We start from the raw sequence: 14,505 nt of genomic DNA on the forward strand, positions 1-14,505 counted from the left end.
GCTGCAGGTGTCGAACGGGGCGGGGGCCCTGGCCAAGGCGACGCTGAAGCTGTGTCCGCCGGGAGCGGCACCGTGGGCGAGCCTGGGCGTCGCCATGGTGATCGGGTTGCCGCTGTTCTTCGAGACGGGGCTGGTGCTGCTGCTGCCGATCGTGGCGTCGGCGGCCGCGGCGTTGCCGGTGGGGACGAGCCATGCGGCGCGGTTGCAGGTGCTGCTGGCGGCGGTGACCGGTCTGTCGGTGGTGCACGCGCTGGTGCCGCCGCATCCGGGGCCGTTGCTGGCGGTGGAGGTGCTGGGCGCCGATCTGGGGCGGACGATGCTGTACGGTCTGGCGGTGGCGGTGCCGACGGGTATCGTCGCCGGGCCGTTGCTGGCGCGGATCACCGCGCGCGGATTGCCGCCGGGGGAGCCCGCACTGGCCGCGGCGCCCTCCGCCGTCGTGCCGCCGCCCGTATGGCGGACGATCGCGGTCGTGCTGCTGCCCGTCGTGCTGATCGCGGGTGGGCAGGTGGAGGGATTGCTGCCGCCCGCTATCGCACCGAATTTCGCCTGGTTGTCCGTGGCCAGTAATCCGATCCTGGCGCTGCTGATCGCGAGTCTGGCGGCGTTGCCCCTGCTGTTCGGGCGGGGGGCGCTGCGCGCGCCGGTGCAGGGGGCGATCTGGACGGAGGCGATGGCGCCGGCCGGCGCGATCCTGCTGTCGATCGGGGCGGGCGGCGCGCTGAAGCAGGTGCTGGTAACGATGGGACTGGCGGACCTGCTGGTGCGCGCGTCGGACGGGAGCATGATCTCGCCGCTGGTGCTGGCCTGGGGGATCGCGGTGTGCATCCGGCTGGCGACCGGGTCGGCGACCGTCGCCACGATCACCACCGCCGGAATGATGCCGGCAGTGGTGGCGGCGACCGGGGCGTCGCCGGAATGGACGGTGCTGGCGATCGGCGCGGGGTCGGTGTTCTTCAGCCATGTCAACGATCCGGGCTTCTGGCTGGTCAAGGGCTATCTGGGCACGACCACGGCGGGGACGTTCCGCACCTGGTCGATGCTGGAAACCGCGATCTCGGTGCTGGGATTGCTGTTGGTGCTGGCCGGAAGCCGGCTATTCTGACGCCGGCAGAGGGGCGAGAGGCATGACGCAGGACAGGCTGGCGGACCGCGCCTATACCGGGATCGTCGAGCTGATCGATGCCGACGACCTGGCGGTGGGCGACCGCCTGCCGTCCGAGGCGAGCCTGGCCGAGCGGTTCGGCATGTCGCGCACCATCGTGCGCGAGGCGCTGGCACGGCTGGCGTCGGACGGGATCACCGAGGCACGGCGCGGCGCGGGGTCGTTCGTGAAGAGCCGGCCATCGGACCGGATGCTCGCCTATATGCCGACGCAAGGGCTGTCGGCGACGCTGGGTACCTATGAGGTGCGCTTCGTGCTGGAGGCGGAGGCGGCGCGGCTGGCGGCGACGCGGCGATCGGGCCACGACATGGCGGCGATCGATGCGGCGCTGGCGGCGTTGCGGGCCACGCTGCTGTCGAGCGCGCCGGCCCATGACGAGGACATGGCCCTGCACCGCGCGATCGTGCTGGCGACCGCGAACCCGGCGTTCCTGGCGACGTTCGACGCGCTGTTCCCGGATGTGGAGCGGGTGATGCGCGCCGGGGTCGATATCTCGCGGTCAAGGCCGCCCGAGGTGATCGGGGCGATGATGCGCGAGCATGAGATGATCGTCGATGCCATCCGCGCGCAGGACGCCGATGCCGCGGCGCTGGCGATGCGGTGGCATCTGTCGGAAGGGCGCAAGCGGTTGATGCCGTGAGGTTTGGGGTGCCATGCGGTGTTGCGCTGCCTGGTGGCCCCTCACCCCCACTGCCTTTGGAGCCAGTGACCTGGAGGTCGAACCATCTGCCCGTTCGTATCGAGAGACAGGGTGGCGCGCGGGGCGGTGCCTCGATACGCGCTCTCGATACGCTCCTTCGGCGCTACTCGATCTCTACTCGGCACCACCGGATCAACGTAAAGTGATCACGGCTCGGGCGGGGGCCCCCCTCCCCACAGGGGAGAGGGGAAAGGGAATTACGTTACAATGCGGTACGGGCCTGTGCCGCGTTGTGGCCGCCGTTGCGGTAGAGGACTTCCTGCAGCTCGGTTTCGGCAAGGCCGGTGTTGGACACCGTGACCAGCACGCCGCCCGTCTTCAGCCGGTCGCCGTAATAGCCGGCGTCTTCCTTGCTGACCCCGTGCTTGGTCAGCGTTTCGTTGAGGGTGCCGCCCAGCGCGCCGGCGATGGCGCCGATGCCGACGGCTTCGGGCACCGCGGAGGCGGCGATGGCGCCTGCTGCCGCCAGCGGGCCGACGCCGGGGATGGCGAGCGCGGCGACGCCGAGGCCGGCGCCGAGTGCACCGCCGCCCAGGATGCCGCGAATGACGTTGCGATGATGCTCGTCGGTGATCTCACCGTCGCCCGAGCGTGCGGTGGTGGTGCCGTCGTGATGCGCGATCACCGACAGGTCCGCGTCGCGCACGCCGAGCGTGCGCAGGTCGGATACGGCGCGTTCGGCTTCGGCATGGGTGTCGAAAAGGGCTGATGCCTGGGTCATATCCTGCGTCCTTCCGTTCGGCTGTTGCTGACCGCAAAGCCTTCTAACGGAACGACAAACCCGTGCCGGGGGCGGGGGGTTCCAGCCATGCCATCGCGCGTTCGCACAAGTCGCTGGGCGCAAGGCTTGAATCGAGTGTCAGCACCGGTTCGTCCGGCCGGGGACGCTCCAGCGTCTCCAGCTGGCTGTCGAGCAGGCTGGCCGGCATGTAATGGCCGGGCCGGTTCGACAGGCGGTGGAGCAGCACGTCGCGGTCGTTGTCGAGCAGGACGAAGCGGGTCCGGCCCCCGGCCGCTGCGGCAAGGCGTTCGCGATATACGGTCTTCAGCGCCGAGCAGGCGGCGACGGCGCGGCCGTGATCGCGTGCGGCATCGCCCAGCGCGCGGCCGAGCCGGTCCAGCCACGGCCAGCGATCGGCGTCGTCCAGCGGGTGGCCGCCGCGCATCTTGGCAACGGCATCGGCGTCGTGGAAATCATCCCCTTCCAGAAACGGGCAGTGCGAGGCGGCGGCAAGCGCCGCGCCCAGCGTCGACTTGCCGCTGCCGCTGACGCCCATCACCACGACCGCCATGGGGCCAGCCTGGGGACGCACCCCGCTCCGTCGATCCACGGCACATCCTTCCACCATAATCTCCTTTGTCTATCCCGTTGATCCGCGGCCCGAAATTAAGACCATGGTCCCGGATGCCGGGGCCAATCGGCCCGTCTATCGTCGCGAATAGAGGGGAAGCACTCCCCCATGATCCAAGGGGAAACGCGGATGCGCGCAGGCATGTTCATGGTGACGACGATGCTGGTGGCGGCGCCCCTAGCCGCGTCCCTGCCGGCGAGTGCCGCGATCCAGCCCGGTTCGGTCATGATCGCGCGGCCCGACGATCCCAGCGCGGTGGTGGTACAGGGCGCAGGCGACGGCCGCACCGACGACAGCGATGCGATCCAGCGCGCGCTGGACAGCGCCAGCGACAAGAACGGGCATGGCATCGTCTTCCTGCCGTCGGGCCGCTACCGGATCACCCGCACGCTAGTGGTGCCGATCGGGGTGCGCGTCTTCGGCACCGGGCGCACCCGCCCGGTGATCCTGCTGGCGGACGATACGCCGGGCTTCCAGCAGGGCGTATCGACGATGATCGTGTTTTCAGGTGGCGACCAATATTCGGTCGGCGACGTACCGGTGCCGGTCCCGACCGTGGTGCCGCGCGACAAGAAGGTCCGCGATGCCAATTCGGCGACCTTCTATTCCTCGATGAGCAACGTCGATATCGAGATCGGCCGGGGCAATGAGGGCGCGGCGGGCGTGCGCTTCCGCGTGGCGCAGCACGGTTTCCTGAGCCATATGGAATTCCGCCTGGGGTCGGCGTTCGCCGGCGTCTACCAGGCGGGCAACGTCATGGAGGACGTGCACTTCCACGGCGGCCGCTATGGCATCGTCACCGAGAAGACCTCGCCCGCCTGGCAGTTCACCCTTCTCGATTCCAGCTTCGACGGGCAGCGCGATGCCGCGATCCGCGAGCATGAGGCGGCGTTGACGATGGTCAACGTCTCGATCCGCGACACGCCTGTCGGGATCGAGATCAACAAGGGGTATGGCGACAGCTTCTGGGCCAAGGGGCTGAGGCTGCAGAATGTGTCGCGCGCGGCGCTGTCGATCGGCGACGAGAAGAGCGTGTTCACGCAGGTCGGGCTAGACGGCGCGGTCGCGGTCAACACGCCGACGCTGGTGCGCTTTGCCGAGGGCGGGCGGATGATCGCGGGGCGCCAGGGCGCGTACCGTGTGGCAGCGTTCAGTCACGGGGTGAAGGTCAACGGGCTGGAAAGCGTCGGCACCACGGCGACCGAGGTGAAGATCGAGCCGCTGCGCCGCATGCCGGCCGCACCCGCCCCGACGATCCGCGCGCTGCCGGGCACGGCAAGCTGGACCAATGTGAAGACGCTGGGCGTGGCGGGCGACGGCCGGACCGACGATACCGCGGCGATCCAGCGCGCGATCGACACGCACCGGGTGCTGTATTTCCCGAGCGGCTTCTACATGGTGACCGACACGCTGCGCCTGCGGCCCGATACGGTGCTGCTGGGCCTGCACCCGGCCAAGACGCAACTGGTGATCCCGGACGAGAATGCACGCCACGCCGGGATCGGCAGCGTGGTGCCGATCGTGGAGACGCCCGAGGGCGGGCGCAACATCGTGTCCGGGCTGGGCCTGTTCACCGGGCGGATCAACCCGCGCGCGGCAGCGGTGCTGTGGCGATCGGGCGAGACCAGCCTGCTCAACGACGTGAAGATCATGGGCGGGGGCGGCACCCCGACCGCGGATGGCAAGCCGCAAGGGTCGCGCCGTGCATCCAGCGGCGATCCGGTGTCCGACAATCGCTGGGACGCGCAATATCCCAGCATCTGGGTGGAAGGGGGCGGCGGCACCTTTTTCGACATCTGGAGCCCCAACACCTTTGCCAGCGCGGGCTTCTACGTCAGCAACACGCGCGTGCCGGGGCGCGTGTACGAGATGTCGGTCGAACATCATGTGCGCAACGAATTCGTGTTCGACAATGTCGAGAACTGGCAGCTGCTGGCGCCGCAGACCGAGCAGGAAGTGGGCGAGGGGATGGACGCGGTCTCGCTGGAGATCCGCAACTCGCGCAACCTGTTGTTCGCCAATTACCATGCTTACCGCGTGACGCGGAATTTTCACCCGGCGGTGGCGGCGGTGAAGCTGTTCAATTCGTCCGACATCCGTTTCCGCAACGTGCACGTGAATGCGGAAAGCGGCTTTGCGACCTGCGATGAAAACGGCTGCGGCACATTCCTGCGGGCGAGCAAATTCCCGTTCGAGAATGCGATCCGGGACGAGACGCATGGACTGGACGTGCGCGAGCGCGAGTTCGCGGCGCTGGACGTGCCGGCGGCACCCGCGACGCCGGCGGTGGCGACGCTGGGCGGGCCGGTGAGGAAGCTGGCGGACGGGTTCTGGTCGCTGTCCGGCGGGGCGGTGGATGCGGCGGGTGCGCTGTATTTCATCGAGCGGCGCTTCCAGCGGATCCTGCGCTGGACCGAGGCGAAGAAGCTGGAAGTGGTGGCGGACCAGTCGCTCGACCCGGTCAATCTGGGGATCGATGCATCGGGCAAGCTGCTGGTGCTGTCCTCCTACGGTCCGGCCGCCAGCGTCTACCAGATCGATCCCAAGGGGCCGCCGACCGTTGTCACGCCGTTGACGCCGGGGCCGATCGCCGCGCGCGCCGATGCGCGGATGCTGTTGCCGGTCAACTGGTGGAACAACGGCGAATTCCGTGACCAGTATGACCCGGCGACCGATCATTTCACGACGCTGGGCGAGATGTTCGTGCGCGACGCCGGCATGCCCAAGGCGCAAGGGTATGCCTCGACGGACGGCAGCCTGGTGCTGCCCGCGTTCCGCACCTTCCAGCAGGGGACGCCGGACCGGGTGGGATGGCGCTGGTCGGATACGTTGCAGGCGCATGGCTTCGTCTCGGCCAAGGTGGGCGAGCGAGTGTTCGTCACCAACGCGTCGGAGAACCGGACCTATAGCGGCACGGTGGCGGCGGGGGGTGCCCTCACCGACCTCAGGCCCTTTGCCGACCGGGGCGGCGAAAGCGTGGTGCGCGACGCACAGGGGCGCGTGTTCGTCGCGAACGGGCAGGTCTTCGCCTACGCCGCCGACGGGTCGCCGCTGGGGCGGATCGACGTGCCCGAGCGGCCGCTGCAACTGCTGGTCGGCGGGGAGGGCGGGCGCACGCTGTTCATCCTGACCCACCACGCGCTCTACGCCGCGGCGCTGTGAGCGTGCGCCCAATCATAAAAGCCAGGAGAGGAAGCCCCGTGACCGAGATCGATCCCTTGCCGCCGTCGCGCCGGCGGATGTTTGCCACCGCCTCGCTCGCCTCGCTGATGGTCGCGGCCCTTGCGGTGCCCGCCGCCGCGCAGGTGCAGCCCGCCCCCGCCAATCCCGCACCGGCAGAGCCGGTACAGGCGCTGCCCGGCGCGCCGGAGAACGGCCCCGCGACGATCGCGCCGGAAGCGCCGCCGCAGAGCGAAGATGCCGGTCCCGCGCCCGACATCGTGGTGACGGGATCGCGCATCGTCTCCAGCGGTTTTGCGGCGCCGACGCCGACCACGGTGATCGGGGCCGAGCAACTGGCACTGAACGCGCAGCCCAACATCTTCAACACGATCGCGCAACTGCCGTCGCTGCAAGGATCGAGCGGCGTCACCACCGGCACCAACAGCACGTCGAGCGGGTCGCAGGGGCTCAGTTCCTTCTCGCTGCGTGGACTGGGGACGATCCGCACGCTGACCCTGCTCGACGGGCAGCGGGTCGTCGGCGCGAACGTGACGGGCGTGCCCGACATCAGCCAGTTCCCGCAGCTGCTGATCGAGCGGGTCGACGTGGTGACGGGCGGCGCGTCCGCCTCCTACGGCTCCGACGCGGTGGGCGGCGTGGTCAACTTCGTCACCAACAAGCGCTTCAAGGGGGTGAAGGGCAACGTCCAGGGTGGCATCAGCGACTATGGCGACGACGAAAGCGTGCTGGCGCAGCTCGCCTTCGGCACGTCGTTCCTGGGCGACCGGCTGCACCTGATCGTCAGCGGCGAATATGCGCGCGAGGAAGGGGTGGGCCCGGGCGGCTATGGCGAGGAAGGGCCGGCGGGGCGCGACTGGTACACCACCGCGACCCTGGTCAACCGCGGCATCACCAATGACGGCGCGCCGCAGTTCAACTACCGCGAACATGCCCAGGCCTATCAATATACGCGCTATGGCCTGATCAATGCCGGGCCGCTCCAGGGCATCGCCTTCGACGCCAACGGCCAGCCGTTCAACTTCAACTATGGCTCGAACGGGGTGCCGCGGCGCAACACCAATGGCGATGTCGCGGGATGCTATGTGGGTTTTTGCATCGGGGGCGACCTGTCCGGCAATGTCGGCATCGGCACCACGCTGAAATCCAGGCTGGAGCGGTATAACGGCTATGGCCGGCTGGGCTTCGACCTGGATGCCGACAACGAGATCTACGCCACCGTCAATATCTCGCAGGTGGATACCAGCAACCAGCCCAATCCGGGGGCGGCGCAGACCAGCCTGACCATCAACTGCGTCAACGCGTTCCTGCCGAGCGCGATCACCGGGCTGTGCGCGGCGAACAACATCACCAGCTTCCGCTACGGCGTGACCAACGCGATCCTGCCGAACATCGAGGTGTTCCCCTCGCGCAAGCAATATCGCTTCGTCGGCGGGGCGACGGGCAAAGTGTCGGGGTTCGGGACGGACTGGCGCTACGACGCCTATTATGAGCATGGCGAGAACATCACCGATATCACGGTGAACAACATGCTCGTCCCCCGGCGCTATCTGCAGGCGATCGATGCGGTGAACGTGAACGGCGTGATCGTGTGCCGCGATCCGACCGCACGCGCCAATGGCTGCCAGCCGCTCAACATCTTCGGCGGGGCGACACCGTCATCCGCGGCGCTGTCCTATCTGCAACCCGCCAACGGGCCGTTCCAGCATACTCGCCAGACCCAGGACGTGTTCAGCGCCAACCTGTCGGGCGATCCGCTGTCGACCTGGGCGGGACCGGTATCGATCGCGACGGGCCTGGAATATCGTCACGAATTCTATCACGTGACGTCGGACCCCTATGGCAACGGGCCGCTGCCTGGCACGCCGTACAACGACCTCTACCCCTTCGATCCGGTGCTGAACCCAGAAGGCAACAACTGGTACGCCGGCAATTACCATAGCGGCCGCGGCAGCTACAACGTGCTGGAAAGCTATCTCGAACTGAACGTGCCGCTGCTCAACACCCCGGCCCTGGGGCGGGCGAACCTGAACGTGGCGGGGCGCGCGACCAATTACAGCACGTCGGGCACCGTCTATGCGTGGAAGGTGGGCGGCACCTATGACACGCCGATCGACGGATTGCGGCTGCGCGCCGTCACCTCGCGCGACGTGCGTGCGCCCAACCTGTCCGAGCTGTTCGCCGCACCGATCGCAGTGACGGTGCCCAACTTCACCGACCCGTTCAACAACACCTCGGTCACGATCACGCAGAACACGATCGGCAACCCCAATTTGCGGCCGGAAACCGCACGCAACACCGAACTGGGCGTCGTCTATGCGCAGCCGAGCTGGTTGCCGGGGCTCAGCCTGTCGTTCGACTATTACAAGATCAAGGTCCGCGGGCTGATCCAGGCAGTGTCGGCGCAGCAGAAGGTGAATTTCTGCCAACAGGGCGTGACCGAATTGTGCGGTGGCTTCTTCCTGCAAGGGGCGAACAACCAGGGCAATTTCGTCGACGTCCAGCCGTTCAACCTTGCCTCGATCCGCACTGAGGGCTTTGATATCGAGGCGAGCTACCAGATCCGCCAGCCGCTGGGCCTGCCCGGACGCTTCACGGTGCGCGGGCTGGCGACGCACGTCATCAACTTCGTCACCGACCTCGGCCTGCCCGGTGCGGTACCGGTGGACAGCGCGGGCGCCAATTCGGGCAATACGCCGTCATGGAAGTGGCTGACGACGGAGACCTATACCCAGGACGAATTCTCGATCTTCTTTCAGCAGCGCTGGTTCAGCGACGGGGTGTTCGGCAACCAGTATGTCGTCTGCCAGTCGAGTTGCCCGGTCTCCACCGCCAACGCACCGACGATCGATTTCAACCGGATGAAGGGTGCCTTCTACTTCGACGTCGGTGGCAGCTACACGCTGACCAAGGCGCTGAACGCCTATTTCAAGGTCGATAACCTGTTCAATCGCGACCCCACCCCCTCGCCGCAGACCAATACCGGCGTGGATATCAACCCGGCGCTGTATGACATTATCGGCCGCGTGTACCGTGTGGGTGTGCGTTTCAACTTCTAACGCTATTCCAATGGTTTGATGGTTCCCCAACCTGTCTCGGCTTCGGCCGGGACCTCTTTTTTCGGCCTTGAGGAGACGGCGGCGGTGAGGCGGATGGCATTTGGTACACTGGCGGTACTGCTCGCAAGCGCAGGGGCGGCGCAGGCGCAAGGGGTGTCGGTGTTGCAGACCGCGCCGGTCGATGCGCGGGCGACGACGGTGCGCGGCGTGGGCGACGGGCGGGCGGATGACACGGCCGCGATCCAGCAGGCGATCGATGCCGCGGCGGACCAGGGCGGCGGGGGGATCGTCTTCCTTCCCGCCGGCACCTATCGGATCACGCGCACCGTCTTCCTGTGGCCGGGCGTGCGGCTGTTCGGAACGGGGGAGACGCGGCCGCGCATCGTGCTGGGCGCGCGCACGCCCGGCTTTCAGCGCGGGCTGGCGACGATGATCGTCTTTGCCGGTGCGCGGCGCAACGGCGAGGGGGTGCGCAGCGACGACGGGCGCAGCGTGACGGGGCGGACGCGCGTGGCCTTCCCGGTGCAGGGCAGCGTGCCGTTCGACCCGCAGATCGCCGACGCCAATCCCGGCACCTTCTATTCGGGGATCAGCAACATCGATGTGAGCATCGGCGCGAACAACGCCGCGGCGACCGCGATCCGTTTCCACGCCGCGCAGCATGCGTTCGTCAGCCACATGGATTTCGACATCGGATCGGGGCTGGCGGCGCTCTACCAGGTCGGCAATATCGGACAGGACCTGCATTTCCGGGGCGGGCGCTACGGCATATTGACCGAAAAGCCGTCGCCGGCCTGGCCGTTCGCGCTGATCGACGCGAAGTTCGAGGGGCAGCGCGAGGCGGCGATCCGCGAGCATGAGGCGGGGCTGACCATGGTCAACGTCGCGATCCGGGACACGCCCGTCGGAATCGAGATCGACGAGGGTTATGGCGACTGGCTGTTCGGCAAGGATGTGCGGTTCGAGAATGTGTCGCGCGCAGGCGTGATCGTGTCGAACGAAGGCAATGCCTATACCCAGATCGCGTTTGAAAATACACTTGCCGCGCGCACGCCCGTTTTTGCGCGCTTCCGCGACAGCGGGCGCCGTGTCGCAGGCACGGGCGCCGCATACCGGGTCGCGTCGTTCAACTATGGGCTGGCGGTCCCCGGCTATGGCCGGATGGGCGAATACCGGACGGTGATGGAGGCGGCGGCCGTGCCGGCTTTGCCCGAACGCCGCGCGCCCGCGCTGCGCACGCTGCCGGCGACTGCGGACTGGTTCAACGTCCGCGACGGCGGGGCGAAGGGCGATGACCACACCGACGATACCGCCGCGATCCAGCGTGCGATCGATACGCACCGCGTCGTCTACTTCCCAGCCGGGCGCTACATCGTCACCGATACCCTGCGCCTGAAGCCGGACAGCGTGCTGGTCGCGCTGCACCCCAATCTGACGCAGATCATCCTGCCCGACGGCACCCCCGCCTATCAGGGCGTCGGCGCGCCCAAGGCGCTGGTCGAGACGGCACAAGGGGGCGATGCGATCGTCGCCGGCCTGGGCCTGTTTACCGGCGGGATCAATCCGCGCGCGACCGCGCTGCTGTGGACGGCCGGCGCGAACTCGCTGGTGGATGACGTGAAGTTCCAGGGCGGGCACGGCACTGACCTGGCGGGCGGCAAGCGCTTCATCCCGTACAACGCCAATGCGACCGGCGATGCCGATCCGGCGAAGCGCTGGGACGCGCAATATCCCAGCCTGTGGGTGACGAAGGGCGGCGGGGGCACGTTCAACAACATCTGGACGCCCAACACCTATGCGCAGGCCGGGCTTTACGTGTCGGATACCGAGACACCGGGCCATGTCTACCAGATGTCGGCCGAGCATCACGGGCGGGTCGAGATCGCGTTGAACCGCGTCGCCAACTGGGAATTGCTGGCGCCGCAGACCGAGGAGGAGGGTGGCGAGAGCAAGGATGCGGTGGCGCTGGAGATCCGCGATTCCCGCGACATCCTGATCGGCAACCTGCACGCATACCGGGTGACGCGCACCTTCAAGGCGCAGCCGGCGGCGGTGACGCTGTACAATGCGAAGAACATCCGGTTCCGCAACGTCCATGTGAATGCCGAAAGCGGGCTGGGGACGTGCGACGAGAATGGCTGCGCGACCTTTTTGCGCGCGAACAAGTTCCCGTACGAGAACGCGATCCGCGACATGGGAGCCGGCGGCGAGGTGCGCGAGCGGGAGTTCGCGACATTCGACGTGGGTTCATCCCCACCGGTCGGCGGGGATGGGCAGGCGACGGGCTCGTGCTTCGACGTCGCGCGATCGGAACGGCAGGGGACGCAGGGATCGTCCGCGCGCTGTGCCGTGGTCGAGAAGGTCGCGGGCGGGTTCGATGCCGCAGGCGGGGGCGCGGCGACACCGGGCGGCACGCTCTACTTCGTCGACCGGACGCAGCAGCGCATCTATCGCTGGTCGGAGGGTGCCGGGTTGGGGATCGAACGCGACAATACGCTCGATCCCGTCAACCTGACCGCGGACGCCTCGGGCAATCTGATGGTGCTGTCCTCGGCCGGGCGGAACGGGACCGTCTACGCCTTCCGCCCCGGCACGCCGGAAACGGAACTGGCGGTGATCGCGCCGACGCCGCTGGCGGCGGGCGGGGCTGCGGTCGCGCTGCCGGGCAACTGGTGGAACAATGGCGAGTTCCGCGACCAGCTGGATCCCGGGACGATGCGCTTCACCACGCTGGCCGAGATGTTCGCCCGCGATGTTGCCCGGCCGCTAGCGCAGGGTTATGTCTCGCCCGATGGCAGCGTGGTGCTGCCCGCATTCCGTACCTTCCAGCAGGGGCCGGCGGATTTTCGCGGGCGGCGCTTTTCCGATGCCCTTGACAGCTATGGCTTCGTCCAGGGGCGGGTGGGGACGCGCATCCATGTCGCCAATGCGTCAGAAGCGCGTACCTATAGCGCGGTGGTCGGCGCGAACGGCGCGCTGACCGACCTGAAACCCTTTGCCGATCGGGGCGGGGAGAGCGTCGCCACGGATGGACAGGGTCGTGTGTTCATCGCCAACGGGCAGGTCTTCGTCCACGGCGCCGACGGCAAGCCGCTGGGGCGCATCGACGTGCCCGAACGACCGCTGCAACTGGTGTTCGGCGGGGCGGACAAGGCCACGCTGTTCATCCTGACCCACCATTCGCTGTACCGGGTGCGCCCATGATCCGCCTTGCCATCGCTTTCCTCGCGCTTCTCGCCCCCGGCACTGCCTGGGCGCAGGCGCAATACAAGCTGCTCGTCCTCGCCATTCCCAATAAATATCACTACGAATACATCCCGATCGCGCGCGACAGCCTGGAGCATCTGGCCAAGCTGCACGCGTTCGAGATGGTGTGGACGAACAAGACCGAGACGTTCGACGGCGATCTGTCGCAATATGCCGCGGTGATGTTCCTCAACACGCCCGGCGAGGAACTGAACCCCGCGCAGCGCGCGAAGTTCGAGGCGTATATGCGCGGCGGCGGCAACGCCATCGTCGTCCACCGCGCCGCGATCACGCCGGCGGGGGCCTGGCCCTGGTATGAGCGGCTGGTGGGCCGGCGGGTCGGCGTGCATCCGATGTTGCAGACCGGTATCGTCACCATCACCGACCGTAGCCATCCCGCAACCTTCGGCGTGCCCGATCGCTGGATATGGAGCGACGAGTTCTACACCACCACCAATCCATATAAGGTGAATATCAGCACGGTCTTGTCGGTGGACGAGAATAGTTACGATCCGCGCAAGATCTGGCCGGAGCAGGTGTCCCTGCCGATGGGGCGCGACCATCCGATCGCCTGGCACCACGGTCATGAAAAGGGGCGCGTGTTCGTGACGACGCTCGGCCATAACGGCGAAATGTACCGTGATCCCCAGTATCTTGCGCATCTGATGGGGGGCGTGTGGTGGGCGTCGACGGGAATGCCGCGCCGCTGATCCACGATCCGGCGAATATCCGTCCGGGGGTCATGAACTTGTGACCCGCCGGCTCGTTCAGTCAGCATAACCTATGTGGGTGTGGCTGGACGGGAAGGATGGACGATGTCGGAACTGACGCTGAAGGACCTGTCTGCCAAGATGGCGAAGCTGGACTTCGCGATGCTGGTCACCGGAAATGACGGCACCAGCGCCCGGCCGATGAGCAACAATGGCGATGTCGATTATCGCGGCGACAGCTACTTCTTCTCCTATCGCGATACGCGCAAGGTCGCCGATATCCAGGCCGGTCCCCGCGTTCTGCTCAGCTATACCGGCGCAGTCGGAATGCTGGGTGGTCCGCCGCTGTTCGTCGCGGTCGAGGGACGCGCGACGCTGATCGAGGACAAGGCGCAGTTCGCTGATCACTGGACAAAGGATCTCGACCGCTATTTCCCCGAGGGCGTCGACACGCCCAGCATCGTCATGATCGCGGTGCATGCCAAACGCATCCGTTATTGGGACGGGCAGGACGAAGGCGAGATCGCTCTTTGACGAGCGGGCTTGCGCGGTCGTCGATCGCGATCTGCGTGCCGGTGCGGGACGAGGCCGCAGCGCTGCCGCATCTGTTCGAGGCGGTGGAGGCGTTGGTCCTGCCTGCGGGGGGTACGCTGACCCTGTGCCTGTTGCTTGATGGCTGCCGCGACGACAGCGCGCGCGTGGCCGAGCGTTATCGGTCCGTTGCGCGCCCCCGCGTGCATCTCGCTGAGGTCGAGCGCGGGATGCCCAATGCCGGTCTGGCGCGGCGGCGCGCCATGGCGATGGCGGGGGGCGCCGACATCATCCTGACCACCGACGCGGACAGCCGGCCGGCGCCGGACTGGGTGGAGGCGATGCTGGCCGGGCTCGCCCGCGCCGATGTCGTGGCAGGGCGGGTGGTGCGCGAGGGTGATGTCGCCTCGCTGCTGCAGGACCGTGTCGAGCGCTATTACGACGCCCTGTTCGCCCTGCGCCGGATGCTGGATCCGGTCTGTTGGGAAGCGCCGGTGACGCATCATCATGCCAGCGGCGCCAATCTGGGGGTGCGCGGGTACGTCTATCGCACGCTGGGCGG

Annotated in this window: 10 protein-coding genes; 8 read left to right on the forward strand and 2 right to left on the reverse strand. The window is 67.6% G+C overall.

What is annotated here, in order from left to right; genetic code table 11:
* The coding region (locus OXR08_RS17735; protein ID WP_267351880.1) for a gluconate permease at window positions 1-1,105 on the forward strand (1,105 nt) is incomplete at its 5' end.
* A 22-nt stretch (window positions 1,106-1,127) separates the two neighbouring features.
* A complete protein-coding gene (locus tag OXR08_RS17740; RefSeq protein ID WP_112383003.1) occupies window positions 1,128-1,805 on the forward strand; it encodes an FCD domain-containing protein in 678 nt (225 codons plus the stop codon).
* 262 nt (window positions 1,806-2,067) lie between these two features.
* On the opposite strand, the gene OXR08_RS17745 is transcribed toward OXR08_RS17740, so the two are convergent.
* Complete coding sequence (locus tag OXR08_RS17745; protein ID WP_112383004.1) at window positions 2,068-2,586, reverse strand: hypothetical protein; 519 nt, start codon at window positions 2,584-2,586, stop codon at window positions 2,068-2,070.
* 43 nt (window positions 2,587-2,629) lie between these two features.
* A complete protein-coding gene (locus OXR08_RS17750) occupies window positions 2,630-3,157 on the reverse strand; it encodes a gluconokinase (RefSeq protein ID WP_267351894.1) in 528 nt (175 codons plus the stop codon).
* Window positions 3,158-3,364: 207 nt separating this feature from the next.
* On the opposite strand from OXR08_RS17750, the gene OXR08_RS17755 reads away from it, so the two are divergent.
* The 6 genes from OXR08_RS17755 to OXR08_RS17780 all read left to right on the forward strand — a co-directional run.
* A complete protein-coding gene (locus OXR08_RS17755) occupies window positions 3,365-6,379 on the forward strand; it encodes a glycosyl hydrolase family 28-related protein (protein ID WP_267351902.1) in 3,015 nt (1,004 codons plus the stop codon).
* 77 nt (window positions 6,380-6,456) lie between these two features.
* Complete coding sequence (locus tag OXR08_RS17760) at window positions 6,457-9,456, forward strand: TonB-dependent receptor (RefSeq protein WP_267351904.1); 3,000 nt, start codon at window positions 6,457-6,459, stop codon at window positions 9,454-9,456.
* Between the two features lie 93 nt (window positions 9,457-9,549).
* Window positions 9,550-12,660, forward strand: a complete 3,111-nt coding sequence (locus OXR08_RS17765; RefSeq protein ID WP_112383005.1) for a glycosyl hydrolase family 28-related protein — start codon at window positions 9,550-9,552, stop codon at window positions 12,658-12,660.
* On the forward strand, window positions 12,657-13,412 hold the full coding sequence (locus tag OXR08_RS17770) for a ThuA domain-containing protein (protein ID WP_112383006.1): 756 nt from the start codon (window positions 12,657-12,659) through the stop codon (window positions 13,410-13,412). The genes OXR08_RS17765 and OXR08_RS17770 overlap by 4 nt, the downstream gene beginning before the upstream one ends.
* Before the next feature lie 105 nt (window positions 13,413-13,517).
* Window positions 13,518-13,946, forward strand: a complete 429-nt coding sequence (locus tag OXR08_RS17775; protein WP_267351898.1) for a pyridoxamine 5'-phosphate oxidase family protein — start codon at window positions 13,518-13,520, stop codon at window positions 13,944-13,946.
* Window positions 13,943-14,505, forward strand: a 563-nt coding sequence (locus OXR08_RS17780) for a glycosyltransferase (protein WP_267351900.1), incomplete at its 3' end; no start/stop codon positions are given. The genes OXR08_RS17775 and OXR08_RS17780, both read left to right, overlap by 4 nt.

It is taken from the genome of Sphingomonas sp. GM_Shp_2 (assembly GCF_026540875.1).
Taxonomy (GTDB): domain Bacteria; phylum Pseudomonadota; class Alphaproteobacteria; order Sphingomonadales; family Sphingomonadaceae; genus Sphingomonas; species Sphingomonas carotinifaciens.